At 71.7% G+C, this 25,953-nt stretch carries 21 protein-coding genes and 1 tRNA gene; 11 read left to right on the top strand and 11 right to left on the bottom strand.

Translation table 11 applies throughout. The features are described from left to right. Positions 1-120 precede the first annotated feature (120 nt). Positions 121-789, bottom strand: coding sequence for a TetR/AcrR family transcriptional regulator (locus tag ACZ6ZR_RS22420; protein WP_465644897.1), 669 nt, complete (start codon positions 787-789; stop codon positions 121-123). Between the two features lie 232 nt (positions 790-1,021). Here ACZ6ZR_RS22420 and ACZ6ZR_RS22415 point away from each other — a divergent pair, with 232 nt between their 5' ends. Next, on the top strand, positions 1,022-2,638 hold the full coding sequence (locus tag ACZ6ZR_RS22415) for an MFS transporter (RefSeq protein ID WP_465644895.1): 1,617 nt from the start codon (positions 1,022-1,024) through the stop codon (positions 2,636-2,638). A 91-nt stretch (positions 2,639-2,729) separates the two neighbouring features. Here ACZ6ZR_RS22415 and ACZ6ZR_RS22410 read toward each other — a convergent pair whose 3' ends face one another. Beyond that, positions 2,730-4,181, bottom strand: a complete 1,452-nt coding sequence (locus ACZ6ZR_RS22410; protein WP_465644893.1) for an outer membrane protein assembly factor BamB family protein — start codon at positions 4,179-4,181, stop codon at positions 2,730-2,732. 149 nt (positions 4,182-4,330) lie between these two features. Beyond that, positions 4,331-7,081, bottom strand: a complete 2,751-nt coding sequence (gene aceE / locus ACZ6ZR_RS22405) for a pyruvate dehydrogenase (acetyl-transferring), homodimeric type (RefSeq protein WP_465644891.1) — start codon at positions 7,079-7,081, stop codon at positions 4,331-4,333. Between the two features lie 529 nt (positions 7,082-7,610). On the opposite strand from aceE, the gene ACZ6ZR_RS22400 reads away from it, so the two are divergent. From ACZ6ZR_RS22400 to ACZ6ZR_RS22380, 5 genes are all read left to right on the top strand, one after another. Then, the gene (locus ACZ6ZR_RS22400; RefSeq protein WP_465644889.1) at positions 7,611-8,048 is read left to right on the top strand and encodes a DUF3052 domain-containing protein; all 438 of its coding nucleotides are present in this window, start codon (positions 7,611-7,613) and stop codon (positions 8,046-8,048) included. Between the two features lie 238 nt (positions 8,049-8,286). Beyond that, positions 8,287-8,745 carry a peroxiredoxin gene (locus ACZ6ZR_RS22395; protein ID WP_465644887.1) on the top strand — a complete coding sequence of 153 codons (459 nt, stop codon included), beginning with the start codon at positions 8,287-8,289 and terminating at the stop codon, positions 8,743-8,745. Positions 8,746-8,887: 142 nt separating this feature from the next. Next, positions 8,888-9,463: a TerD family protein gene (locus tag ACZ6ZR_RS22390; RefSeq protein ID WP_465644885.1), complete on the top strand. Its 576-nt coding sequence runs from the start codon at positions 8,888-8,890 to the stop codon at positions 9,461-9,463. A 254-nt stretch (positions 9,464-9,717) separates the two neighbouring features. Continuing rightward, positions 9,718-10,293 carry a TerD family protein gene (locus tag ACZ6ZR_RS22385; protein WP_465644883.1) on the top strand — a complete coding sequence of 192 codons (576 nt, stop codon included), beginning with the start codon at positions 9,718-9,720 and terminating at the stop codon, positions 10,291-10,293. A 45-nt stretch (positions 10,294-10,338) separates the two neighbouring features. Beyond that, on the top strand, positions 10,339-11,421 hold the full coding sequence (locus tag ACZ6ZR_RS22380) for a DUF475 domain-containing protein (protein WP_465644881.1): 1,083 nt from the start codon (positions 10,339-10,341) through the stop codon (positions 11,419-11,421). 73 nt (positions 11,422-11,494) lie between these two features. On the opposite strand, the gene ACZ6ZR_RS22375 is transcribed toward ACZ6ZR_RS22380, so the two are convergent. After that, positions 11,495-12,571 (bottom strand): DUF2637 domain-containing protein, encoded by a 1,077-nt coding sequence (locus tag ACZ6ZR_RS22375; RefSeq protein WP_465644879.1) that lies wholly within the window; start codon positions 12,569-12,571, stop codon positions 11,495-11,497. 223 nt (positions 12,572-12,794) lie between these two features. Between ACZ6ZR_RS22375 and ACZ6ZR_RS22370 the strand changes: the two genes are divergently transcribed. Next, positions 12,795-13,535, top strand: coding sequence for a TerD family protein (locus ACZ6ZR_RS22370; protein WP_465644877.1), 741 nt, complete (start codon positions 12,795-12,797; stop codon positions 13,533-13,535). Between the two features lie 36 nt (positions 13,536-13,571). On the opposite strand, the gene ACZ6ZR_RS22365 is transcribed toward ACZ6ZR_RS22370, so the two are convergent. Beyond that, the gene (locus tag ACZ6ZR_RS22365; RefSeq protein ID WP_465644875.1) at positions 13,572-14,342 is read right to left on the bottom strand and encodes a TerD family protein; all 771 of its coding nucleotides are present in this window, start codon (positions 14,340-14,342) and stop codon (positions 13,572-13,574) included. Positions 14,343-14,678: 336 nt separating this feature from the next. Here ACZ6ZR_RS22365 and ACZ6ZR_RS22360 point away from each other — a divergent pair, with 336 nt between their 5' ends. Genes ACZ6ZR_RS22360 through ACZ6ZR_RS22350 form a run of 3 tightly spaced genes read left to right on the top strand, consistent with a single transcriptional unit; the run spans position 14,679 to position 19,311 of the window. After that, on the top strand, positions 14,679-15,851 hold the full coding sequence (locus ACZ6ZR_RS22360; protein ID WP_465644873.1) for an HpcH/HpaI aldolase/citrate lyase family protein: 1,173 nt from the start codon (positions 14,679-14,681) through the stop codon (positions 15,849-15,851). A gap of 41 nt (positions 15,852-15,892) precedes the next feature. Continuing rightward, positions 15,893-18,391 carry a phosphoribosyltransferase gene (locus tag ACZ6ZR_RS22355; protein ID WP_465644871.1) on the top strand — a complete coding sequence of 833 codons (2,499 nt, stop codon included), beginning with the start codon at positions 15,893-15,895 and terminating at the stop codon, positions 18,389-18,391. Positions 18,392-18,402: 11 nt separating this feature from the next. Next, positions 18,403-19,311, top strand: a complete 909-nt coding sequence (locus tag ACZ6ZR_RS22350; protein ID WP_465644869.1) for an HAD family hydrolase — start codon at positions 18,403-18,405, stop codon at positions 19,309-19,311. A 27-nt stretch (positions 19,312-19,338) separates the two neighbouring features. On the opposite strand, the gene ACZ6ZR_RS22345 is transcribed toward ACZ6ZR_RS22350, so the two are convergent. From ACZ6ZR_RS22345 to ACZ6ZR_RS22320, 6 genes are all read right to left on the bottom strand, one after another. Further along, a complete protein-coding gene (locus ACZ6ZR_RS22345) occupies positions 19,339-19,557 on the bottom strand; it encodes a zinc ribbon domain-containing protein (RefSeq protein ID WP_396292648.1) in 219 nt (72 codons plus the stop codon). Between the two features lie 66 nt (positions 19,558-19,623). Continuing rightward, a complete protein-coding gene (gene lanL, locus ACZ6ZR_RS22340; protein ID WP_465644867.1) occupies positions 19,624-22,200 on the bottom strand; it encodes a class IV lanthionine synthetase LanL in 2,577 nt (858 codons plus the stop codon). Between the two features lie 2 nt (positions 22,201-22,202). After that, on the bottom strand, positions 22,203-22,370 hold the full coding sequence (locus ACZ6ZR_RS22335) for an SflA family class IV lanthipeptide (RefSeq protein WP_465644865.1): 168 nt from the start codon (positions 22,368-22,370) through the stop codon (positions 22,203-22,205). Between the two features lie 198 nt (positions 22,371-22,568). Next, positions 22,569-23,432, bottom strand: a complete 864-nt coding sequence (locus tag ACZ6ZR_RS22330) for a PIG-L family deacetylase (RefSeq protein ID WP_465644863.1) — start codon at positions 23,430-23,432, stop codon at positions 22,569-22,571. 138 nt (positions 23,433-23,570) lie between these two features. Beyond that, complete coding sequence (locus tag ACZ6ZR_RS22325; RefSeq protein WP_465644861.1) at positions 23,571-24,044, bottom strand: DUF4442 domain-containing protein; 474 nt, start codon at positions 24,042-24,044, stop codon at positions 23,571-23,573. Between the two features lie 62 nt (positions 24,045-24,106). Beyond that, on the bottom strand, positions 24,107-25,348 hold the full coding sequence (locus ACZ6ZR_RS22320; RefSeq protein ID WP_465644859.1) for a hypothetical protein: 1,242 nt from the start codon (positions 25,346-25,348) through the stop codon (positions 24,107-24,109). 172 nt (positions 25,349-25,520) lie between these two features. Here ACZ6ZR_RS22320 and ACZ6ZR_RS22315 point away from each other — a divergent pair. Further along, positions 25,521-25,592: transfer RNA gene (locus ACZ6ZR_RS22315), tRNA-Val, on the top strand. Positions 25,593-25,953 lie beyond the last annotated feature (361 nt).

Genomic DNA, 25,953 nt, shown 5'->3' with positions numbered 1-25,953 from the left:
TTGGCACCGGCGGCGTGAGGGGGCACGTACCCGCGCGCACCGGGGGAAGGCAGCACCAGCCCGCGCGGGCCGGGAGAAGGGGCGCACGACGGGGGTGACGCGCCGTCAGAATCGGGGGAGTCAGCGCCAGTCGCCGGCCAGGGCCGGGCCGAGCTGGTCGAAGTGGGACTCGATGACGGCGATCATGCCCTCCGGGCCCGGCCCGGACCCGCCGCCGCTCCAGGCCAGGTGGGCACTGCGCAGCACCCCGCCGAAGACCGCGGCGAGCACCCGCGGCCGCAGGTCCACCGCCGGGTCGAGGCCCTCGCGGGCGGCGATCAGCTGGGCCACCAGCCGTTCCTGGTCGGTGATCCGGCGCAGGTGGGCGGCGAGCAGGGTCGGGGTCTCCTCGATCAGCTGGATGAGTTCGAGGGCGGCCGTGATGCCCCGGTCGTCCTCGGTGGTGGCCAGGTCGCGCCAGGTCAGGACGATCGAACTGCGCAGCGCCTGAAGGGGGTTCTCCTCGGCGGGGCGGGCCCGCAGGGTCGCGATGAAGTGGTCCTCGGCGTCGGCCAGGATGGCGAGCGCGACCTCCTCCTTGTTGGCGAAGTACCGGAAGAAGGTGCGCTGGGAGACGTCCACGGCGGTGGCGATCTCGTCGACGGTGGTGCGGGCGTAGCCGTGGTCGAGGAAGAGCCGGTGGGCGGCGGAGACCAGGGCGTCCCTGGTCCGCTGCTTCTTCCGCTCCCGCAGGCCGAGGACTCGGCAGCCGTCCGTGGCGGTGGCGGGAGAGGTGGGCTGCACGGCCATGCGGCGGGGCCTCCGGGGCTGGTGGATCGGTGCTGACAACGATAGCGCGCTGACAAATGGCAGCTCCCTGCACAAGACAGACATCAGCACAAGACAGTGTTTGCCGAATGTCAGGGACTGACATAATCTCGCACGGCGGTGACGCCCGCCAGGCCGGACGACTCGTGGGGACGGGTGGGCCGGGGCGTCACCGCCATACCGCACCGAGCACCGACCGGAGGGTTCGTCAGACATGAGCCAGTCCCTGACCAAGAGCGCCGAGGCGGCCGGTCCGTCCCGGCCGAGCAGCGTGCCGGGAGGCGGCGGCCTCGCCCGTTTCCAGGGCCACCCCTGGCTGACCCTCCTCACCGTCGCGGTCGGCGTGATGATGGTGGCCCTCGACGGCACCGTGGTGGCGATCGCCAACCCGGCCATCCAGACCGACCTGGGCGCCTCGCCCGCCGACATCCAGTGGGTGACCAGCGGCTACCTGCTGGCGCTCGCGGTCTTCCTGATCACCGCCGGCAAGATCGGTGACCGCTTCGGCCACAAGGGCACCTTCCTGGTCGGCGCGGCCGGCTTCGCGCTCACCTCGGCCGCCATCGGCTTCGCCACCAACATCCAACTGGTCATCGCCTTCCGGGTGTTGCAGGGCCTGTTCGGCGCCCTGCTCCAGCCGGCCGCGCTCGGTCTGCTCCGCGGCGCCTTCCCGGCCGAGAAGCTCAACATGGCCATCGGCATCTGGGCCGGCGTCATCGGCGCCTCCACCGCGGCCGGCCCGATCGTCGGCGGCCTGCTGGTCGAGCACGTCAGCTGGCAGTCGGTGTTCTGGATCAACGTGCCGGTCGGCATCGCGGCGGTCCTGCTCGGTCTCGTCATCCTGCGCGACGTCCGCTCCGAGAACGCGGTGAAGTCCTTCGACCTGCCCGGCATCGCCCTGCTCTCGGCGGCCATGTTCGCCCTGGTCTGGGGCATCATCAAGGCCCCGAGCTGGGGCTGGGGGGACGCCTCCACCCTGCTCTTCCTCGGCGGCGCGGTGCTCGCCCTGGTGCTCTTCGCGTTCTGGCAGACCAAGGCCAAGGAGCCGCTGATCCCGCTCAGCCTGTTCCGCTCGGTGCCGCTCTCGGCCGGCGTGCTGCTGATGGTCCTGATGGCCTTCGCCTTCTTCGGCGCCATCTTCTTCGTGACCTTCTACCTCCAGAACGTGCACGGGATGGCCCCGGTCGACGCCGGCGTCCACCTGCTGCCGATGACCGGCATGATGATCGTCGGCGCCCCGGCGGCCGGCGCCGCGATCGGCAAGGTCGGCCCGCGGATCCCGATCGTGGTCGGCATGACGCTCACCACCGTGGCCATGTACGGGATGTCCACCCTCACCACCGACTCGGGCACCGGCGTGATGTCGCTCTGGTTCGTGCTGATGGGCCTGGGCATCAGCCCGGTCATGGTCGGCGCCACCGAGGTCATCGTCGGCAACGCCCCGCTGGAGCTCTCCGGCGTCGCGGGCGGGCTCCAGCAGGCCGCCATGCAGGTCGGCGGCAGCCTCGGCACCGCCGTGTTCGGCGCGTTGATGGCCGCCGAGGTGACCGACGTGCTGCCGGGCAACTGGGCGAAGGCCGGCCTGCCGCCGGTCGGCCCCGAGCAGCAGGCCGGGCTCGACCAGGCGGCCCAGCTCGGCTTCGCCCCGCCGGCCCCGCCCGGCACCCCGGACCAGGTGGTCCAGGGCATGGCCACGGCCGTCCACGAGTCCTTCGTCAGCGGCATGTCGCTGGCCTTCGCCGCCGCCGCGGCGGTCGCCTTCGCGGCCGCCCTGCTCGGCCTGCTCACCAAGCGCGGCGCCAACGACGCCGGCCCGGCCGTGCACATCTGACCCCGGGTCAGCACGACGACGGGAGGGGGTGCCGCAGCTCGCGGCACCCCCTCCCGTCACGTCGGTCTCCCGCGCACGGTCACCCGGGCGGTCAGCGCGCCACGCCGTGCAGCACCGGCCGGTACTGGTCGGGCCCGTACCCGAGCAGGTAGCGCCCGGGGGCCGGGGCGAGCCACGCGGTGGCACCGCCCACCGAGGTCAGCACCTGCCGCGAGCGGGTCTCGCCGCTCGGCGGGTCGATCCGCAGCAGCTGGGCGTCGTAGCCGTAGTCGGTCAGCGCCACGACGCCCTCCGGTCCGACGGTCAGGCCGTAGACCTCGTCGCCCGCGTCGGCCAGCCACCGCAGGCCGCCGTCGCCCAGCGAGAAGGCGGCCACGGCCTCCGAACTGCTTCCGGTCTTCACGGCGGCGATCAGCTGACCGTCCGTCACCACGGCGCGCGGCACGGGGGCGGAGGCCACCTCGTTGTCCGGCGCCACGGCGAGGGTGTACCCGGGGCCGGAGGCCGGGACCGGCCTGCCCGGGGCGCCCTGCTCGGAGAAGCCGAGCACGCCCTGCAGGCCGCGGGTGTCCTGCTCCGCGACCCGCAGGACCGGCGGCCGGGCGGAGAGCACGTCCAGGGCGTCCAGGGCGGTCTCGGTGCCCAGGTCGCTCTTCCACAGCTGCTTCCCGTCGGCCGTGCCCAGCTGCCGGACGGCGGCCCGGCCCTGCCGGTAGGTGGTGGCGCAGTACTCGACCAGGACGGCCCTGCCCCCGGCGGCGGCCACCGCCTGGTTCTCGCAGCCCTGGCCGGCCGGGCTCCGCCACAGCTCGCCGCCGTCCGTCAGGCGCAGCGCCCGCAGCTGCCCCTTCTCGACGGCCAGCGCGGTGCCCGCGGTGACGGCGGCCAGCTGGCGCCGGCCCCTGGCATCGACCGGGGCACCGAGTTTGACGCCCTGCTCGCCCCAGGTCCAGCGGCCGGCCGTCAGGTCCACCGCGCGGAGCGTGTCGCAGGTGCCGAGCGAGCGGCTGGTGGTGACCAGGGCGGTGGTCTCGGCCGGGTCCGAGGCGGCCGAGCAGACCGTCTCCCGGCCCGGCAGTGGCAGGCGCCAGAGCTCCTCGCCGTCGGTGGCCCGGTAGGCCCGCAGTTCGTCCTCGCGCACCCGGACCGCGGTGTCGCCCTGCTGCCAGAACGCGACCGCCTTGGCGGTCGACTTCTCGTAGACGGTCCAGGCCGACCGGGCCTCCGGGCTGCCGGGCGGTGGTGCCTTCAGGAAGACACCGGCGATGAAGTACGCCGCCACCGCCGAGACCAGGCCGCAGCCCAGGGCGAGCAGCCAGCCCTTCGGGACGTCCCCGTCCAGTCCCCGCGACGAGGTCACGCAGAGCGCGACGACGGCCAGCACGAGCGACAGCCAGCCCAGCCCGTAGACCCAGCCCACCCCGTCGCTGAGCTCCGGGGCGGCCAGGCCGCGGCTGAAGTAGGTGGCGGCCATCGCGGCGAACCCGCCGGTCACGCCGGCGAGGTAGAGCGTGACGTCGTGCGCGGAAACGTATCTGGGCAAGCTGGTCCCCCGTGCGTGCGTGCGAAATCCAGCGCACTTTACCGGGGCGCCCGGGCGGCCCCTGACGGACCGTCGCGGAACCCGAAGGGCCGGACACCCCGTCAGGAGTGCCCGGCCCTTCGTCACTTCAGCTCAGCTCAGCGGAGCGGTCAGGCGTCGCCGCCCGCGTGGCCCGGGTCGGCCGCCGCCACGTCGAGCAGCTGGTAGCGGTCGATCGCGTCCTTGAGGGCGGAGCGGTCGATCTTGCCCTGCTTGGCCAGCTCGGTCAGCACGCCCAGCACGATCGACTCGGCGTCGATGTGGAAGAAGCGGCGGGCCGCACCACGGGTGTCGGCGAAGCCGAAGCCGTCGGCACCCAGCGACTGGTAGTCGCCCGGCACCCAGCGCGAGATCTGGTCCGGCACCGCGCGCATCCAGTCGGAGACGGCGACGAACGGGCCCTCGGCGCCCTGGAGCTTCCGCGTCACGTACGGGACGCGCTGCGGCTCCTCCGGGTGCAGCAGGTTGAACTCCTCGGTCTCCACCGCGTCGCGGCGCAGCTCGTTCCAGGAGGTCGCCGACCACACCGAGGCCTTGACGTTCCACTGCTCGGCCAGGATCCGCTGGGCCTCCAGGGCCCACGGCACGGCCACGCCGGAGGCGAGGATCTGCGCCGGGATCTGGCCGGCGTCACCCTCGTTGAGCTTGTAGATGCCCTTGAGGATGCCGTCGACGTCGACGCCCTCCGGCTCGGCCGGCATCTTGATCGGCTCGTTGTAGACGGTGACGTAGTAGAACACGTCCTCGCCGTGCGGGTGCTCGGCCGTGGTGCCGTACATCCGCTTGATGCCGTCCTGCATGATGTGCGCGATCTCGTACCCGTAGGCCGGGTCGTAGGCCACCACGGCGGGGTTGGTCGAGGCCAGCAGGTGCGAGTGGCCGTCCGCGTGCTGGAGGCCCTCACCGGTCAGCGTGGTGCGGCCCGCGGTGGCGCCGATCACGAAGCCGCGGGACAGCTGGTCGGCCATCTGCCAGAACTGGTCACCCGTGCGCTGGAACCCGAACATCGAGTAGAAGACGTAGACCGGGATCAGCGGCTCGCCGTGCGTCGCGTAGGACGAACCGGCGGCGATCAGCGAGGCGGTGCAGCCGGCCTCGGAGATGCCGTCGTGCAGCATCTGGCCGGTCTTCGACTCCTTGTAGGCGAGGAGCAGCTCGCGGTCGACCGCCTCGTAGGTCTGGCCGAGCGGGTTGTAGATCTTCGCCGACGGGAAGAGCGAGTCCATGCCGAAGGTGCGGTACTCGTCGGGGGCGATCGGCACGAAGCGGTTGCCGATGCCCTTGTCCCGCATCAGGTCCTTCAGGACCCGGACGAAGGCCATCGTGGTCGCGATGGTCTGGTTGCCCGAGCCCTTCTTGACCGCCTTGTAGGCGTCGTCGCCCGGGAGCTCCAGCTTGCGCGGCCGCACCTTGCGGGTCGGCATGTAGCCGCCCAGCTCGTTGCGGCGGTCGTGCATGTACTGGATCTCTTCGGAGTCCTTGCCCGGGTGGTAGTAGGGCGGGTAGCCCTCGTCGAGCTGCTTGTCCGTGACCGGGATGTGCAGGCGGTCGCGGAAGCGCTTGAGGTCCTCGACCGTCAGCTTCTTCATCTGGTGGGTCGCGTTGCGGCCCTCGAAGTTCGGACCGAGGGTCCAGCCCTTGACGGTCTGGGCCAGGATCACGGTCGGCTGGCCCTTGTGCTCGCGGGCCGCCTTGTACGCCGCGTAGACCTTGGCGTGGTCGTGACCGCCGCGACCCAGGTGCTGGATCTGCTGGTCGGTCATGCTCTCGACCATCTTGCGCAGCCGCAGGTCACCGCCGAAGAAGTTCTCGCGGATGTACGCGCCGGTCTCGGTCGCGTAGGTCTGGAACTGGCCGTCCACCGTGGTGTTCAGCTTGTTGACCAGCACGCCGTCGCGGTCCTGCGCCAGCAGCGGGTCCCAGCTGCGGTCCCAGACCAGCTTGATGACGTTCCAGCCGGCGCCGCGGAACTGCGACTCCAGCTCCTGGATGATCTTGCCGTTGCCGCGGACCGGGCCGTCCAGGCGCTGCAGGTTGCAGTTGACCACGAAGGTCAGGTTGTCCAGGCCCTCGCGGGCCGCCAGCGAGAGCTGGCCGAGCGACTCGGGCTCGTCCATCTCGCCGTCGCCGAGGAAGGCGTAGACGTGCGAGGACGAGGTGTCCTTGATGCCGCGGTGCTCCAGGTAGCGGTTCATCCGGGCCTGGTAGATCGCACCGAGCGGGCCGAGGCCCATCGAGACGGTGGGGAACTCCCAGAAGTCCGGCATCAGCCGCGGGTGCGGGTAGCTGGAGAGGCCGTAGGGGGCCTTGGACTTCTCCTGGCGGAAGGAGTCCAGCTGACGCTCGGTCAGTCGGTCCAGCAGGAAGGCGCGGGCGTAGATGCCGGGGGAGGCGTGACCCTGGAAGAAGATCTGGTCGCCGGACTCGCCCTCGGCGTCCTTGCCACGGAAGAAGTAGTTGAAGCCGACGTCGTAGAGCGACGCGGAGGAGGCGAAGGTGGCGATGTGGCCACCGACCCCGATGCCCGGGCGCTGGGCCCGGGAGACCATCACCGCCGCGTTCCAGCGGGTCGCGTTGAGGACCTTGCGCTCGATCTCCTCGTTGCCGGGGAAGAACGGCTCGTCCTTGGTGGCGATGGTGTTGACGTAGTCCGTGCTGCGCATCTCGGGCACGGCGACACGCTTCTCGCGGGCGCGCTCGATCAGACGGAGCATCAGGTAGCGGGCGCGCTCGCGTCCCCGCTCGTCGATGGCCGCGTCAAGGGACTCGAGCCATTCCGAGGTCTCCTCGGGGTCGAAGTCCGGGACCTGACTCGGAAGGCCGCCAATGATGATCGGGTTGCGATCTGATCCGGAAGCCACGCTGTTCCTTCACTGTCGGTCGAAACTGAGGTGTGTCGCGCCGCCTCCATCGTGTACCGCGTCTCGGAGATCCGTCATATCTACCGATGGGTAACCGTTCCGCCTGGTCAGCGGGCCGGCCGGATGGCTCGCGAGGCTTCCTTGCCCCTGGTGCGCGCCATCGAGTGGTACGAAGAGGTGGTCCGACCTTGTCCTGAAATCTCTTCCAGGCACCCGGTCGACCGATGGCGGACGTCCGGGGTGAGGGCCAACAGGAGACTTTACGCCCGCACGGGTGCGTACCCCGAATGACGTTCGTATCTCGGTCATCTTCACGGTTCTCGCGCCTGTCGCCCCCGCAGCATCCTCGACCCCTGTAGAAAAGGGCAAATCGGTGTGATTCCTGACACTCTCACCGGGCGTGTTCCGCTCGTAGGCGTCAACCTTTGGGTGGGATGGGCGAGCGGGTACTTGCGCTAACCGCCACTCCCGTGTGGACTACGGCCAAGCCTCGGCATGGATGCCGAGCCGAATACTGGAGGTTATTCCCGTGAGCGCGACCGCGGACCCCGCGGACAAGTCCAACCCGGCGCAGCGACTCGGCTTCGAAGAGGGCCAGATCGTCCAGGAGCTCGGGTACGACGAAGACACTGACCAGGATCTCCGTGAGGGTATCGAGGAGATCACCGGTACGGAGCTCGTCGACGAGGACTACGACGATGTCGCCGACGGCATCCTGCTGTGGCACCGCGAGGAGGACGGCGATCTGACCGACTCCCTCGTGGACGCCCTCGAGTACCTCGCGGAGGGCGGCCTGATCTGGCTGCTCACCCCCAAGACGGGCCGCGACGGCTACGTGAAGCCGGACGAGATCGCCGATGCGGCGAAGACTGCCGGCCTCTCGCAGACCAGCTCGGTGGCGATCGCCAAGGACTGGGCGGGCACCCGCCTGGCCACCCCGAAGGCGGCCAAGCAGGGCAAGCGCTGATCCGGGAAGCACCCTTTGACGGGCCCCGCTGGAGGAAGCTCCAGCGGGGCCCGTCCGTTTCCCGCACCGGCTTGTGGCGGCCGTCCAGCTCCGTGTTCACCCAGGGCGAAATCGGGGTGGGTTCGGCGAACTCGGCTCACTCGTACGGCGGAACCGGCCCGATCGGATGCGAGGATGCCGGTTGTGGCCGCCCCGGTCGGTGCGGCGGCAGTGACTTTCGATCCAGAGGGAGGGCCGGATGGCCATCGAGGTAGGCACCCAGGCTCCGGACTTCGAGCTGAAGAACCAGCACGGCGAGCTCGTGAAGCTCTCCGACTTCCGCGGCGAGAAGAACGTGGTCCTGGTCTTCTACCCGTTCGCGTTCACCGGTGTCTGCACCGGCGAGGTCTGCGCGATCCAGAAGGAGCTGCCGCGTCTGCAGAACGACGCCGTGCAGGTGCTCGCGGTCTCCAACGACTCGCCGTTCACGCTCCGGGTCTTCGGCGAGCAGGAGAGCCTGGAGTACCCGCTGCTCTCCGACTTCTGGCCGCACGGCGCGGTCTCCCGCGCCTACGGCGTCTTCGACGAGGAGAAGGGCTGCGCGGTGCGCGGCACCTTCGTCATCGACAAGGAGGGCGTGGTCCGCTGGTCGGTCGTCAACGGCCTCCCGGACGCCCGTGACGAGCAGGCGTACCTGGCCGCCGTGGACGCGCTCTGACGGTCCGCCAGCGCTGAGGGAACGGCCCGGTCCGACGGAATGTCGGCCGGGCCGGGCCCGTCACTGCCCGACGAGGGGAACCCGGCACTACGATCGGGCCGTTGGGAAGAGTGAAACACCATCAGCGCATTTGGAGGACCTCGTGGGTGTCAGCCTCAGCAAGGGCGGCAACGTCTCGCTCACCAAGGAGGCGCCCGGTCTGACCGCCGTCATCATCGGCCTCGGCTGGGACGTCCGCACCACCACCGGCACGGACTTCGACCTCGACGCCAGCGCGCTGCTGCTGAACGACCAGGGCAAGGTCGGCTCGGACGGCAACTTCGTCTTCTTCAACAACCTCAAGAGCGCCGACGGTTCGGTCGAGCACACCGGTGACAACACCACCGGCGAGGGCGAGGGCGACGACGAGCAGATCAAGGTCAACCTGGCCGCCGTCCCGGCCGACGTGCTGCGGATCAACTTCCCGGTCTCGATCTACGACGCCGAGAACCGCCAGCAGAACTTCGGCCAGGTCCGCAACGCCTTCATCCGCGTGGTGAACCAGGCCGGCGGCGCCGAGATCGCCCGCTACGACCTCTCGGAGGACGCCTCCACCGAGACGGCCATGGTCTTCGGCGAGCTCTACCGCAACGGCGCCGAGTGGAAGTTCCGCGCCGTCGGCCAGGGCTACGCCTCGGGCCTGCGCGGCATCGCCCAGGACTTCGGCGTCAACGTCTGACCTTCGGGGTCCCTGTGTGGTCCCCCGCCAGGGTGAATAGGCTAACGGCCGGGGTCGGCCGGAGCGCGTGCGCTCCGCTCGGCCCCGGCCTTCGCCGTTGTGGGCGGCGGGGGCTGACGAGAGTTCAGCAAGTTCAGCGGGCCGTCAGGGCCCGGAACGGGCCGCGGGGGCGTACATCTGGGGGGTTCACGACCCCTGAGGTGGGGCGCCGGCCGTGGCAGTAGCCCCGGTGACGGGGGACTGGGAGGAAGTACATGAGTGTCTCGCTCGCCAAGGGCGGCAACGTCTCGCTGACCAAGGCGGCGCCGAACCTGACGCAGGTCCACATCGGCCTGGGCTGGGACGCGCGCTCGACCACGGGTGCCGCCTTCGACCTGGACGCCAGCGCGCTGCTCTGCGCCGGCGGCCGGGTGCCGGACGACAACCACTTCGTCTTCTACAACAACCTGCGCAGCCCCGACGGCTCGGTCGAGCACCAGGGCGACAACCTGACCGGCGACGGTGACGGTGACGACGAGGTCGTGGTGGTCAACCTGGAGCTGGTGCCCGCCACCATCGACAAGGTCGTCTTCGCGGTCTCGATCTACGACGCCGAGACCCGGCTGCAGAACTTCGGCCAGGTCTCCAACGCCTACATCCGGGTGGTGAACACCGCGGACGGTCAGGAGATCGCCCGCTACGACCTCTCCGAGGACGCCTCCACCGAGACGGCGATGATCTTCGGTGAGCTCTACCGCTACCAGGGCGAGTGGAAGTTCCGCGCCGTCGGCCAGGGGTACGCCTCCGGCCTGCGGGGCATCGCGCTGGACTTCGGCGTCAACGTCCAGTAGCCCGGTAGCCCGCACCCAACCCGTTTCGAAAGGCAGTCAACTTCCGTGGTCCTCCGTACATTCGGCTGGTCGTTCGGCATCACCGCCGTCGGCCTCCTCGCCGCCGGTCTGCTCTGGGGGTGGGAGGGCTTCGGCGTCGTGCTGATCCTCTCGATCCTGGAGATCTCCCTCTCCTTCGACAACGCGGTGGTCAACGCCACCGTGTTGAAGCGGATGAACCCGTACTGGCAGAAGATCTTCCTGACCGTCGGCATCCTGATCGCGGTCTTCGGCATGCGGCTGGTCTTCCCGCTGCTGGTGGTCGGCCTGACCGCCCACCTCGGGCCGATGACCGTGATCGACCTGGCGCTCAACGAGGGCAAGACCTACGACGGTCACACCTACGGCCAGTACCTGGAGCTGGCCAACCCGGCGATCGCCGCCTTCGGTGGCATCTTCCTGCTGATGATCTTCCTCGACTTCATCCTGGAGGAGAAGGACTTCAACTGGCTGGGCTGGCTGGAGCGCCCGCTGGAGAAGATCGGCAAGCTGGACGCCTTCTCCACGCTGATCGCGCTGGTCACCATCGCGGTGGCGGCCAACCTGTTCGCCGGCGACAAGGCCGAGACGGTGCTGCTGGCCGGCATCCTGGGCCTCGCCACCTACCTGGCCGTCAACGGGCTCTCCAGCGTCTTCGAGCACCGCCTGGAGGAGGACGCCGAGGCCGAGGAGGAGGCGGAGAAGTCCGGCAAGTCGATCATCCAGGTCGGCGGCCGGGCCGCGTTCTTCCTCTTCCTCTACCTCGAGGTCCTCGACGCCTCGTTCTCCTTCGACGGCGTGGTCGGTGCCTTCGCCATCACCCAGAACATCTTCATGATCATGCTGGGCCTGGGCATCGGCGCGATGTACATCCGCTCGCTCACCGTCTACCTGGTCCGCAAGGGCACCCTGGACGACTACGTCTACCTGGAGCACGGCGCGCACTACGCGATCGGCGTGCTGGCGGTGATCCTGCTGGTCGGGATCGAGTACCACATCCCGGAGATCGTCACCGGCCTGATCGGCGTCGCGTTCATCGCCGCCGCGTTCGCCTCCTCGGTGTACCGGAACAAGAAGGAGGCGGAGCTCGAGGGCGCCTCGTCCTCCTGATCCTCCGTCACCACGCGGAAGGCCCCCGGTCCGTACGGACCGGGGGCCTTCCGCGTGCTGTGCGGGTGCGGCCTCAGCCGAGGCGCTGCTCGATCGCCCGGAGCTTGCGCTCCAGGGTGTCGAAGGTGTCCAGCTTCGGCATCGACAGGGTGTCGTCCTCGACGGTCAGGTCGACGGCGGAGGAGGACTCCACGGCCGCGCGCGGGCGGCGGCCCGGGTTCAGCGCGGCCGGCTCCAGTGCGGAGGGGCCGACCTTCGCCATGGGGTCACCGTCTAGCGCAGGCTCCGTAGCGGCCTGGCCGTCGCCGGACCCCGAGGTGAGCGCGGCCACCTGGCGGCCGCCCCGGCCGCGGCCCAGCACGCCGCCGGAGGAGCGCGAGATCGCCTTCAGCTCGGCGCGCTCGCGCCGGTCCGCGCTCCGGGCGCGCAGCTTGGCGTCCAGCTTGGCCTGGCGCTCCTCGCGCACCTCGTCGACCGCCTCGTCCAGGCTGCGGACGTTCTCCAGCAGCATCAACGACCAGGCGGCGTAGGTCTCGCGGGGGGCGCGCATCCAGCGCACGATGCGGATCTGCGGCAGCGGGCGGGGCACCAGGCCCTGCTCGCGCAGGGCGGCCTTGCGGGTCTGCTTCAGCGCGCGGTCGAACAGGATCGCGGCCGAGATCGACATGCCGGAGAAGAACTCGGGGGCGCCGTCGTGGCCGCCGCCGCGCGGCGCGTGCACCCAGTTGAACCAGGCCGAGGCGATGGCGAAGACCCAGACCAGCAGGCGGGAGCCGAGCGCGGCGTCACCGTGGCTGGCCTCGCGGACGGCGAGCACCGAGCAGAACATCGCGGCGCCGTCGAGACCGAACGGCACCAGGTACTCCCAGCCGCCGGAGAGGCCGAGGTTCTCCTTGCCGAAGCCGACCAGGCCGTGGAAGGACAGGGCCGCGGCAACACCCGCGCAGCAGAACAGCAGGACGTAGGAGGAGATCCCGTAGACCATCTCCTTGCGGCGCCGCCGCTCCTCGCTGCGCTCCCAGGAGTCGGACGCTTCGTCGGTCTTGACGGTGTTGTTCTTGAACCGCAGCGCTGCGACCAGCAGCGCGGTGAACAGCAGGGCCGCGCCGCCGACTACGGCCCAGACCAGTTGTATGGAGGAGAGGTTCATCGGGGGCGTGGGCCTCGGCTTCCGCAGGTCGGGTCAGCCGTCAGGGTACGGAGGGGTACGGACGGCAGGTACACGTGTGCGGGGGAACGATACCGTGCCCAGAAGTCGTGCATGGTACGGGAGGTGACTATCCGTCGGCGACAGTGACACGCGGGGTCTTCCGCCCCCGATCGGGGTACTGGTCCGGTAGGTTTGGCTGGCCGCTTGGGGGAGGGACACACGGATGGTCTCGTTCTGGGATTACCTGCGCAAGGATCGGACCGGCTTCGACACCGGGAACCAGTACAAGATCACCCTGACCAAGGCGCAGCCGCAGCACGCCCTCACCGGCCCTGCCGCCACCACCGGTTACCTGTACGTCAACCTGCACTGGACCGCCCGGACGGCGGAGGCCGGCGGCGGTTCGGGCTCCACCCTGCGGCGGCTGCTCAACCCGAGCATCCTGCGCCCGATGGAGCCGGACAGCTACGCCCGCCCGCAGGTGAACGTCGACCTCGACCTGGCCTGCATGTACGAACTCGCCGACGGGACGCGGGGGGTGGTGCAGCCGCTCGGCAAGCTCTTCGGCGACCTGCAGAAGCCGCCGTACATCAAGCTCAGCGGGGATGACGTCTACGGGGCGCCGTCCGGCGAGACGATGTACGTCAACCTGGAGAAGAAGGACCAGTTCCGGCGGCTGCTGATCTTCGTCTACATCTACGACGACACCCCGGCCTTCGACCGGACGCACGCCACCGTGACCATCGTGCCGCAGACCGGGCCCCGGCTGGAGATCAGCCTGGACGAGCGGGCGGCGGCGGCCCGTTCGTGCGCGGTGGTGCTGATCGAGAACACCGGGGACGGGCAGTTGACGGTCCGTCGGGAGGTCCGGTACGTGCACGGGTTCCAGTCGGACCTGGACCGGCTGTACGGGTTCGGGATGCAGTGGCAGCGCGGCTACAAGGCGGACACCCCGCAGGGGTGAGGCCCTGCTACTGCCGGGGGTGGCTCTGCCCGATTCTCAGCGGGGCTGAAACTGCGGCCCCTGCGGCGGGAGCGCGAACGGCGGCGGGTAGCCGTAGTCCGGGCGGTAGGACGGCGGCGGGGGCGGGACCTGGGGCTGCTGCTGGGATTGCCGAGGCTGCTGGGGTGCGGCCGGGATCAGGGTGTAGGTGCCCGGCTCCGGGGTGGTGGCCGGGGTGTCCAGGGTGTGCACGGTCGGCGGCACCGCGGGGGCGTGGGTGGCCGACCCGTCCTCGACGGTGATGCCGTAGTCGGTGGCCAGCCCGACCAGGCCGCTGGCGTAGCCCTGGCCGATCGCGCGGAACTTCCAGCCGCCGCCGCGCCGGTAGAGCTCGGCGGCCACCAGGGCGGTGACCTCCTCGACGTCGTCGAGCACGAACTCGGCGATCGGCGGGGTGCCGGACGGCGCCTCGATGTCGTGCAGCTGGATCCGGAGGTCGTCGAGGGCCGAGACCGGGCCGCCCTCGGCGGAGCCGGCCAGGACCACCCGGTGGACGTCCGCCGGGAGTTGGGCCAGCTCGACCTCGACCGTGTCGGCGACCTCCGCCCCGCTGCTCTGCTTGCGCAGGTGGCGGACCAGGCCGCTGGGGTGCCGGGGCTGGTTGTAGAAGACGAAGTCGGCGTCGGTGCGGACCAGTCCGTCCGCGCCGAGCAGCAGCGCCGAGGCGTCCACGTCGGGCGCGCCCGGACCGGTGGTCCAGCGGAGCACCGCACGGACCCCGGCGGTAGCCAGCGAGATGTTGGCCCCCTTGGCCATCAGGTGCGTCATGACGGACCATCCTGCCGCTTCCCGACCGTTCCGGACAACGCGGCTGTCAACCCGGGGCCGATCCGGTGCGGGGGCGAGATGTGACGCGGACGGTAATCTTCCGAGAATTCGACGTTTCAGGTGGTCGGGAAGATCGGAATCACCCGTACCATGGGCCGCCTACGGCACGCCGACCCACCGTCGCATCGGCGCCCCGCCTCCCTCGCCCTCTCTCACCGTCCCCGCCCGCCTTCGCCCGCGTGCGGCCCCGAGCCGCCCGGCGAACCATCGGGACGGCCCGTCCGTCTATCCAGAGAAGCCCACGCCACCGACCCCAGCGCCCCACGGGAGAGCACCATGCGCCACTTCGGCCATCTCGCCGCAGCCGACCGCGGCCGGCTCTTCCTGGAACAGCCCGGGGAGTTCCACCGGGACAGCCCCACCGAGCTGCTCTCCACCGCGCTCGGGGCCACCCTCTACAGCCCCGCCACCCGCTCCACGCTGGCGGCGGACGTGCGAAAGCAGGCGGCCAAGGGCGTGGTCTCGATGGTGCTCTGCCTGGAGGACGCGATAGCCGACCACGAGGTGGTCGCCGCGGAGGCCAACCTCGTCACCCAGCTGGCCCAGCTGCACGCCGACGGCGGGGCCGGGCTGCCGCTGCTCTTCGTCCGGGTCCGCACCCCCGAGCAGGTCACCGACCTCACCGCGCGTCTCGGCCCGGCCGCCGCGCTGGTCTCCGGGTACGTGCTGCCCAAGTTCACCGAGGAGAGCGGCGGGCCCTTCCTGGAGGCCCTGGCGGCCGCCTCGGAGAGCTCCGGCCAGCGGCTGTTCGCGATGCCGGTGCTGGAGTCCCCGGAGCTGGCCCACCTGGAGAGCCGCCGGGACCAGCTGTTCGGCATCGCCCGGCTGCTGGAGAAGCACCGCGAGCGGGTGCTGGCCGTCCGACTCGGCGTCACCGACCTCTGCTCGGCCTACGGGCTGCGCCGCTCGCCCGACCTGACCGCCTACGACGTGGCCCTGGTGGCCGGGGTGATCGGGGACGTGGTGAACGTGCTCGGCCGCGCCGACGGCACCGGGTACACCGTCACCGGCCCGGTCTGGGAGTACTTCCCGGTGCAGGAGCGGATGTTCAAGCCGCAGCTGCGCCGCACCCCCTTCGTGGAGGCCCAGCCGCCGGCCGAGGGGCTGCGCCAGCGGATCATCGAGCACGACCTGGACGGGCTGCTCCGCGAGATCGAACTCGACCGCGCCAACGGCCTGTTGGGCAAGACCTGCATCCACCCCAGCCACGTCCCGGCGGTGCACGCGCTCTCGGTGGTCACCCACGAGGAGTACTCCGACGCGCAGGACATCCTCCAGCAGAGCCGGGGCGGGGGCGGGGTGCTGCGCTCGGCGTACACCAACAAGATGAACGAGGCCAAGCCGCACCGGGCCTGGGCCGAGCGGGTGCTGCTGCGGGCCGAGGTGTTCGGGGTGGCCCGGCCGGAGGTCAGCTTCGCCGAGCTGCTCGGCGCGAGCCTCTGCCCCTGAGTCCTTCGATCGACGGTACGTGCACAACGGAAGCAGGAGTCTTGGCAGTTCAGCAGGGAAACCAGGGAACGACGGACGTGTGGTCCGGTGAGTGGGTCACCGAGCGGCTCGGGCTACGGCTCACCGGCTCGCCCGAACTGCCAGGGCTGATCGGGCTGGCGCTCCGGGAGAACCCCAAGCGGGCCCACCTGCTGGTCTCCCGGGTGCTCGGCAAGCACGTGCCGCAGCGGCCCGCCGTGGTGCACGGCGCCGGGCTCGAACTCGCCGCCCGGGTACGGGAGTTGCTGGGCGAGGCGGAGGCCGCCCGGGCGGTGGTGCTCGGCTACGCGGAGACCGCGACGGCGCTCGGCCACAGCGTGGCCGACGGTCTGGGCGTCCCGTACCTGCACTCCACCCGGCGGCCGGTGGCGGGCATCGCCCCGGCCGGCGGCTTCGAGGAGGAGCACTCGCACGCCACCTCCCACCTGCTGCTCCCGGCCGACCCTGACTTCCTCAGCGGCGACGGCCCGCTGGTCCTGGTGGACGACGAGTTCTCCACCGGCCGCACCGTGCTCAACACCGTCCGCGCCCTGCACGCCAGGCACCCGCGCAGCCACTACGTGGTGGTCGCGCTGGTGGACCTGCGCACCGAGGGGGACCGGGCCGTCCTGGCCGCCGCCGCGGCCGAACTGGGCGCCCGGCTGGACGTGGTGGCCACCGCCTCGGGCGGCGTCGAGCTGCCGGACGACGTGCTGGAGCGGGCCGCGGAGCTGATCGCGGCCGCTGCTCCGGCCGCGCCGCTGGAGGGCGCTCCGGCTCCGCTGTCCCGGGTGTCGCTGCCCTGGCCGGCCGGGCTGCCGGAGGGCGGGCGGCACGGCTTCACCGCCGCCCATGCCGCGCAACTGTCCTCCACCCTGCCGGAGTTGGCCGCCGCGCTGGCCCCGGCCCTGGAGGGGGCAGGGCGGGTGCTGGTGCTCGGCTTCGAGGAGCTGATGTACGCGCCGCTGCGGATCGCCGGGGCGTTGGACGAGCTGCTGGACGCCGAGGTCCGGTTCTCCACCACCACCCGCTCCCCGGTGCTGGCCGTGGACCACCCCGGCTACGCGATCCGCACCCGGCTCGCCTTCCCCGCCCACGACGACCCGGCCGACGGCCCCGGCGAGCGCTACGCCTACAACGTGGCGCCGGCCGCGGACGGTTCGGGCCGCTTCGACGCCGTCGTGCTGGTGGTGGACGAGCCCGCCGACACCGCCGAGCTGCACCAGGGTCTGCTGCGCCAACTCCGCCTGGTCACCGACCGGGTGGTCCTGGCCGTCCTGCCTCTCACCGTTCCGTCCGAAGGCACTCCCATGCACCTGCCCGCCCCGCTGCACGGCCCCGGCTTCTCCTCCTACCCGGCCTCGGACGTCCGCTGGCTGCTCAAGGACCTCTCCGAGGTCGCCCTGGAGGCCCCGACCGAGGAGCGCGAGGAGGCGGTGCAGTCCGGCGGCGCGCACTACGCCGAGTCGCTGCCGGTCGAGTACCAGCCCAGCGCCGAGTACCAGGAGCTCTACCGGCAGGCGCTGGCCGCCTCGGTGGACCGGATGGCGCTGGCCGTCGGCACCGTGGCCGAGCTGCTGCGGGCCGAACGGCTCGGTGACGGGCGGGAGTTGGTCTTCGCCTCGCTGGCCAGGGCCGGTACCCCGGTGGGCATCCTTCTGCGCCGCTGGTTCGCCGCCTCGCACGGCCTGGACACCCCGCACTACGCGGTCTCGATCGTCCGGGGCAAGGGCATCGATCGGACCGCCCTGCGCTACCTGGCCGCCCACCACGACCCGGCCCGGGTGGTCTTCGTGGACGGCTGGACGGGCAAGGGCGCGATCACCCGTGAACTGGCCGCCGCGGTCGAGGGATCCGGCTTCAACCCCGAGCTCGCGGTGCTCGCCGACCCGGGCCGCTGCGTGCGCACCTACGGCACCCGGGACGACTTCCTGATCCCGTCCGCCTGCCTCAACTCCACGGTGTCCGGCCTGATTTCGCGCACCGTGCTGCGGGACGACCTGATCGGCCCGGACGACTTCCACGGCGCCAAGTACTACCGCGAGCTGGCCGGCGCCGACGTCTCGGCCGAGTTCGTGGACGCGGTGGCCGCCCGCTTCGACGCCGTCCGGGCCGCCGCCGAGGCGGCCGCCCTGGACCTGCTCTCCGGGCCCGGCGCGGCGGACCGCACGCCGGACTGGGCCGGCTGGGCCGGGATGGAGCGGATCAGCGCCGAGTACGGCATCGGCAGCGTCAACCTGGTCAAGCCCGGCGTCGGCGAGACCACCCGGGTCCTGCTGCGCCGGGTGCCCTGGCGCATCCTGGCCCGCAAGGGCGCCGGGGCCGACCTGGAGCACGTCCGCCTGCTGGCGGAGCAGCGGGGCGTCCCCGTCGAGGAGGTGGACGACCTGCCGTACTCCTGCGTGGGCCTGATCCACCCCCGGTACACTCGAGGCGCGACCGGCGCCGACGGAACTGCGGTAGCGGCAGGGGCAGTACAGGAAGAAGCAGTACAGGCCGGGGCAGGGGCCGCGGCACGATGACTGGAGCACTGATGAACCGTCCGTTCCTGGTCGCCAGCGACCTGGACCGCACCCTGATCTACTCCAACCGGGCCCTGGCCCTGGACGTGCCCGACCGGCTCGCTCCCCGGCTGCTCTCGGTGGAGGTGCACGACGGCAAGGCGCTCTCCTTCATGACCGAGCAGGCCGCCGAACTGCTGGTCGCCCTGGTGCGGGAGGCGGTCTTCGTGCCCGCCACCACCCGTACCCGGGCCCAGTACGAGCGGGTCAACCTGCCCGGCCCGACGCCCGGTTGGGTCCCCCCGTACGCGATCTGCGCCAACGGCGGGCAGCTGCTGGTGGGCGGGGTGCCCGACAAGGACTGGCAGGCCGAGGTGAAGTCACGTCTGGTGGAGGGGAGTTCACCGCTGGAGGAGGTCGTCGAGCACCTCGCGCTGGCGGCCGACCCGGAGTGGACCCACAAGCGGCGGGTGGCCGACGGCCTGTTCGCCTACCTGGTGGTCGAGCGGGCCCAGCTCCCGGAGGGCTGGCTGGCCGAGCTGACCGGCTGGTGCGCCGAGCGCGGCTGGTCGGTTTCGCTCCAGGGCCGCAAGGTCTACGCGGTGCCGACCCCGCTGAGCAAGAGCGGCGCCCTGGCGGAGGTCGAGCGCCGGGTCGGCGCGGCCACCGTGCTCTCGGCCGGTGACTCGCTGCTCGACGCCGACCTGCTGCTGGCCGCCGAGCACGCCTGGCGGCCCGGCCACGGCGAACTGGCCGACAGCGGCTGGACCGCGCCGGGCGTCACGGCGCTCACCCAGGTCGGCGTGGCGGCGGGCGAGGAGATCGTCCGTCAGTTCCTGGCCAAGGTGCGGGCCGGTGCCGGTGCCGGTGCCGGTGCCGGTGCCGGTGCCGGGGCTGGTACCGGTGCCGGGGCCGGCTCCGAGGCGCAGGCGCTGGCCTGAGCCCCGGGGACCGTCGGTAGTCCTGGGTCAGCCGCAGCAGCCGCCCCCGCAGCAGCCTCCGCCACCGCCGGCGGACTGCTGCGGGGCGCCGCCGCCCGCGGCGCCGGTGACGGCTACGGCGGAGAGCAGCTTCACGGTGTCCTGGTGGCCCTGGGGGCAGACCGCCGGGTCACCGGCCTGGGCCATCGGGCGGCTGAGTTCGAAGGTGTCGCCGCAGGAGCGGCAGCGGAAGTCGTAACGAGGCATGGCGGCAGCGTACCCACTCGGCGGCTCCGGCCGTGCCCTCGCCCGCTCCTGCTCTCGCTCCCGCCTTCAACCGGCCAGGGGGAGACCGAGGCGGGAGCCGCCGCGCTCGTGCAGCCGGCGGAGGAAGGCGAGCACCCCGGCCGAGCCGCCGGCCCAGGTCGCGCTCGGCCGGGTGAGCCCGGCGTCCGGGAAGAGCGGGCGTTCCGGGGTGCCGCCGCTTCGGCTCAGCATGATCGCGGCGACGGTCTCGGCGCCCTCCCAGTACTCCTGCTCGTGCGACGCCGTGGCGACGTCCACCAGCAGCTCGCCCACTCCGGCCAGCCCGCAGCACTGGTTGACCAGCGGCATGCGCGGCGCGAGGTCGACGCAGACGCGGGCGGCCTGCTGAGCGAGTGTCAGGTGGGCGGGCTCGCCGAGGCGCTCGGCGGCCCGGACCAGCACCGCCCCGATCCCGGCCAGGCCCCGGCACCAGGAGCCGTAGCGGCGGGTCGCACCGGGGGCGGTCGCCGCCGCGATGACGCCGGGCGTGACGGCGGCCAGTTCCGCGCAGGCGTGGCGGGCACGGTGGACTGCCTCGGGGGCGCCGGTCGCGTGCGCGTACTCCAGGAGGAAGAGCGTGACGCCCGCGTCGCCGTGGGCCAGGCCCTGGTGCAGCGCGGCGTCCCCGGGGCGGTCCGCGCCCGGTGGCGTCAGCCGGGCCTCGTCGGCGGCGAGCATCCGCGCGCAGGCTGTGGCCACGGCCAGGTGGCCGGCGGCGGGGGAGAGGCCGGCGAGCAGGAGGTGGGCGAGGCCGATACCGGCAACGCCCTCGATCAGATCGGCCTCCGGCGGCCCGCCGTCCAGGCCCCGGGCGGGTAGGGCCTTCGCGTGCTCCTCCGACCCGTCCCCGTGGGTCGTCGCGGCTGTCCCGGTCGGTGCGGTCGGTGCGGTCGTCCCGACTGTCCGTGCCATCCCGGCCGCCCCCGCCCGTCGCGCCTCGGCGAGGAAGAGCTCGACGCCGGTCCGGCCGGAGTAGAAGGACGGCGACAGCTCCCGCCGCGCGGCCTGACGCGCCGTCCACCCGGCCAGGGCGCCCACGGCCTCGCGCACGCCGGGCCGGTGCAGGTGCCGGAGCAGTTCCAGCCCCAGACCCGAACTCCCGCCGTAGACGTCGACCGGGGTCGGGACGCTCGCGCGGGCGGAGAGCACCGGGTCGGCGATCCGCAGGGCCTCCGCGGCGCAGTAGGCGGCGGTGTGCTCGACGATCTCCTCCAGCAGGCCGCCCTCGACCTGCCGCCGCTGCGCAGCTGTTGGCGTCCGCAACGGACCCGGCCCGTTCCGCAGCTTCCTGGCTCCTGCGGCCCGTTCCGCCGGCTCGGGGCTCGTCAACTCGCCGATCACCGACCGGATCCAGCGGTGCTCCTCGCCGGGCAGTGCCCAGGCCAGGGCGTCGAGCGTCCGCTCCCGGTTGACGGCGGGGTCGGGGTCTACGAGCACCGGGTCCAGTCCGGTGGCGGCGAATCCGAGGGTCATGCCCAGGGAGTAGTGGTCGTCGGCCGGTCCCGCGCTCCGGCGTCCGGGGGCGGTGTAGCCCGGGGTGCCGCCGTCCGGGCCCGTGCCGTCCCGGGTGCTGATCCCGAAGTCGACCAGGTGGCACCGGCCTTCGGCGTCGAGCACCACGTTGTCCGGCTTGAGGTCGCGGACCACCACGCCCCGGCGGTGCACCCCGTCCAGGATCCTCAGCAGCTCGCCCCCCAACTGCGCGACCCCGCGCGTGGGCCGGGGGCCGTGGCGCAGGACCTCGCGCCGCAGGTCCCGTTCACCGCAACTGCCGCTCACCAGGTACTCGTCGGTGCGGTGCCGGAAGTAGTCGAGCGCGCGGGGCACGCCCGCCACGCCGTCGAGGGCGGTGAGCACCGCGTGCTCGTTCCGCAGCCGGTCCCGGGCGTCAGCGCCGGACTCCTCCTCGCCGACGAACGCCCGCGCCTGCTTGACCACCACCGCCTGCCCGGTGGCCAGGTCCTCCGCGCGGTAGACGTTGCCCTGCGGCTTGCGCGCGATCCCGGCGGTGACCCGGTACCGTTCACCGCCGAACTCATGGGCTCCGCCCGGGTGTTCACGCTTCCCGGCCCGCCGCTCGAAGGGGTCTTCGGCCCAGGGCGGGCAGCGGTACGTCCCGGTGGCCAGCCCGTCGAAGACCCGGCCGTCGGGGCCGGTCATGACCGACTCCAGCCGGCCGTTGCGGCCGGTGCGGTACTCGCCGGTGAAGGGGCCGTAGCGGTAGTAGACGGGTGCGTGCGGGGCGACCCGCCGGTCGCTGACGATCTGCGGGCCCTCGCGGTCGCGCAGCAGGGCGACGAGTTCGTCGGCCAGGTCGAGAACGGTGCCGGGCGCCGGGTAGACGGTGACCGCCTTGCCGACCGAACCGGCGCTCCGTACACCGGAGTTCAGCGCGCGCAGGGTCTCCTGGTCCTTGGCCCACTTGGCGTGGCAGACGTGCCGCAGTAGCACCGGCAGGATCAGCCCGGTGACGGCGTCGAGGTCGCCGGGCCGGGCCGAGACGTGCAGTTTCCAGCCGTGGTCCACCGCCGGCATCCGCCGGTCCGTCAGATACGACCAGGTGTCGTCCGAGGACCTGCGGCGGCCGGCGGTGGACCCGGCCACGATCAGGAGTTCCAGTCGCAGGCGACGCGGGTGGTGGCGGTCACCCACGGCTCCGCGAGGCAGGCGGTGGCCTCGTGGTCGCTGCGGTCGTCGTCCTCGAAGGTGAGGAACTCGTCGTCGACCGACAGCGGGCCCGCGTCGCGGACTTCGGTGATCACGGCAGTGGACATGACGCCTCCAGGTCTTGTCGCGCGTCCGGCGACGGCGCTGGTCGCGCCCGTCGCGGCGGCCGGCCGGGTGGGGCCGGCTCCTGATCCACGAAGGTAGGTACGAACGCTGCACCTGACAAGGGGTCAGGTCACAACTGCCTCACGGGAACGTCACGTTGATGGAGGAACGGTGTGGTCCGCCGGCGGCCGTGCTCCGTTTCAGCGCAAGCCGGCGAAGAGGTCGTCCTCGGGAAGAGGCGCCCCGGTGGTGTCCTTCACGCGGACGAAGGTCTCGATGCCCATCAGCTCGGTGAACCTCTCCTTCCCCATCTTGAGGAAGAAGATGTTCTCGCCCTGACTGGCGTGCGCGGCCAGCGAGTCGTACTTCTGGCCGCCGTACTCCCGGGTGTCCACCCAGGTCTTGATCTCCTCGTCGGGCAGCCCGATCTCCGGCATCTCCGGCCCGTCCGCCTGTACGGCGCCCTCCTTCTCCGCCTCCTCCAGGGTCGGCTCCTCCCAGTCCGAGCCGAGCTCGCGCATGACCTCGCCGAACTTCTGCATGCCGGAGCGCGGCATGGTGGTCCAGTACACCTTCGCCGGGATCCCGGTCCGCTCCACCGCCGCCATGGTGATCCGGTGCGCCTGGATGTGGTCGGGGTGGCCGTAGAAGCCGTTCTCGTCGTACGTCACCACCACGTCCGGCTGGTACATCTCCATCAGCTCGGCGAGCCGCCCCGCGGCCTCCTCCACCGGCGTCCGCCAGAACGCGCCGGGCGCGTCGTTGTTCGGCCAGCCCATCATCCCGGAGTCGGCGTAGCGCAGCAGCTCCAGGTGACTGATGTTCAGCACCTCGCAGCTGGCCCGGAGTTCCTCCTCGCGGACGGCAGCCACGGCCGCCGGGTCGTGCCCGGGCTCGCCCGGCTTCACACCGCCGGGGCCGTCGCCGCAGCCGCCGTCGGTACAGGTCACGAGCACGGTGCGGATGCCCTCCGCCGCGTACCGCGCCAGCACACCACCCGTCCCGGTGGCCTCGTCGTCGGGGTGGGCGTGCACAGCCATCAGCGTCAACGGCCGGTTGGTCATGGGAATCGTCCTTCGGTCTGCGGTGCTCGGCACTCGATCACAAGATCTCTGGGTCCGAGTCTGCGCCATCCCACCGTCGGTCCGCCCGCATTATGGCGACGACGAGCGCGGTCCTCCAGGTCGGCTCGCCGGTCGGTCTCAGCCCTCGCGGCGCTTCTGGCGGACGTACACCTGCTTGCGCAGCCGGGCCACCACCGTGCCGTCGGCGGCCAGCACCTCGGTGTCGAACCAGACCAGCGCCTTCTTCCCCTCCGCCGTCAGCTCCTTGATCTCGGCGATCCGGTCCTCGGTGAGGACGAACTCGGCGAAGACGTCGCCGCGCCCCGGCGAGACGAAGTCGATGGTGGCGGCCGCGTCCCAGACCACGTACTCCCGGCCCAGGTTCTGCATCACCAGCAGCATCCAGAACGGGTCGGTCATCGCGAAGATCGAGCCGCCGAAGTGGGTGCCGACCCAGTTCCGGTTGAACCAGCGCAGCCGCAGGCGGACCTTGGCGGAGCGGAAGTCGTCGGAGACTGCCAGGACCCGGATGCCGGCGAACAGGAACGGCGGCCAGAAGTTGATGCCGCGTCGGAAGGTGGTGGCGGTGACGTTGCCGCGCTTACGTGCCATGGGGCGACTCTAGCAAGGAAGTTACTGGCCAGTAATGTGATGGCGGTCACTCCCTCGCCAGGCTACGCGTGGGTACCCCGGATCATCGCCACCACCCCGGCGGCGCTCTCCTTCACCCCGGCCAGCTCGGTCAGGAAATGCCAGTAGTCCGGGTGCCGGCCGGACTCCTCCAGCGCCGCCACCGCTCGGTCCAGCCGGGCCACCGCCGCGTCCAACGGCGCCGCGTGCCGCGGGTCCGGCGTCTGCCGCCCCGCCATCGCCAGCCGCTGCGCGTCCCGGATCGCGAACCGGGCCTGCTCGATCTCCCGGTGCGGGTCGTGCGCGACCTCCTTCAACTGCCGCACCCGCCCGTGCACCGCAGCGATCCGCCCGTCCGCCTCGTCCAGCACCGCCCGGACCGTACCGATCGCCCCCGTCGCGTCCGGCCAACGCTGCCCGTCCCGGGCCGTGGTCGCCTCGGTCAGCTTGGCCCGGGCGGTCCGGACCGCCTCGGCCGCCTGCTCCGGCACCTGCTGGAGGTCCTGCCAGCAGGCCGCACTGAACCCGCGCCGCAGCTCGCTCAGCGCCGGCGCGACCGTCTCGGCCTTGGTCTCCAACGCCTGGATCCTGGTCCGCAGACTTCCCACCCGCCGGTCGATCTCCCGCGCCTTCTCCGGCAGCTGCTCCGCCGCGATCCGCACCGCGTCGGCCCGCAGCCGCACGTCCTCGGCCCGCTGCAGCGTCGGCTCCACCCCGTGCCGGCCCGCGCCCTCGTTCAGCTTCGTCAACTCCGGTGCCAGCTGCGCGAGTCGGGCCGCCAGGTCATCCGCCTTCAGCCCCGCCGCCCGCACCTGCTCCAACGCGGTGGTCGCCCCCAGCAACGCCTGCTTCGCCTGCGCCACCGCCGGAGTCACCCGCATCAACCGGCTCTCGGCCTGATCGATCACGGGCTGCAGCCGAGCCATGAACGCCGTCAGCTCCCCCTTCACCCCGGTGAGCCGGCGCTCGGCCTCGCCGAGCCGCTGCCGCGCCTGCTCGGCCACGGCACCGTCCAGCTCCTCGTCGTCCAGGTCCTGCGCGTCGAGCGCCCCCAGATAGGCGACGGTGACCTCGTTCACTCGGGCCCCGAGCTGCTGGAAGTCCGCGACCGCCTGACGGGCCGTCTGCTCGCCCCCCGCGGCCTTCACCGTCTCCACCGCCAGCTCGGCCTCCCGCTGGGTGGAGTCCACCTCGTAGAACGCCTGCTGCGCGGCATCCCGAGCCGCCCTGGCAGCCTCCCGCCGGCCGTCACCCCGCCGCCACCAGCCGCCACCGGCCACGCTCACGCCACGCTCCCTGCTGCCCCGTCCACTGCACTCCGGCCCATTCTCGCCGATCACCCAACGATCCAGGCACCCCCTTTGGTCCCATACCCCGGAACACTGCGGCGGACCACGGCCCGGACCAGGTACTCTTGTCCCTCGTCGTGCGCTACCCCACAGTGGCACCACGCGGCGGGGGCGCATAGCTCAGCGGTAGAGCGCCGCCCTTACAAGGCGGATGTCGGCGGTTCGAAACCGTCTGCGCCCACCCTCAAGGCCCAGGTCAGGAGCTGTCTCCGGCCTGGGTCTTCTGCGTTCCGGCGGGTCCCGACGGGCGCTCCTGGGAGGGTGCTGCGCGGGAGCCCCTAAATTTCCCCTAACTGATCATGGAGTTGGGTAGGTGCGTCGACGCGGCCTGCCACCCACCCTTGCAGTTGCTCTTCGGGCCATGACTAGGGTGCGTATCTGGTTGTGATCAATCTGCGGGTTTTGCCTCGGCTGTCGCGTCTGATCCGGTAGACCTGTCGTGTGACACGAGTGCAACTGACTGACGCTGAGTGGGAGTTCATCGGGCCGTACCTGCCGATCGGTGAGTACGGCCCGTACCCCGAGCGGCTGCGCCTGCAGTT

It is taken from the genome of Kitasatospora sp. NPDC088742, from assembly GCF_055584905.1.
This window is presented reverse-complemented; position numbering and strand designations above follow the sequence as displayed.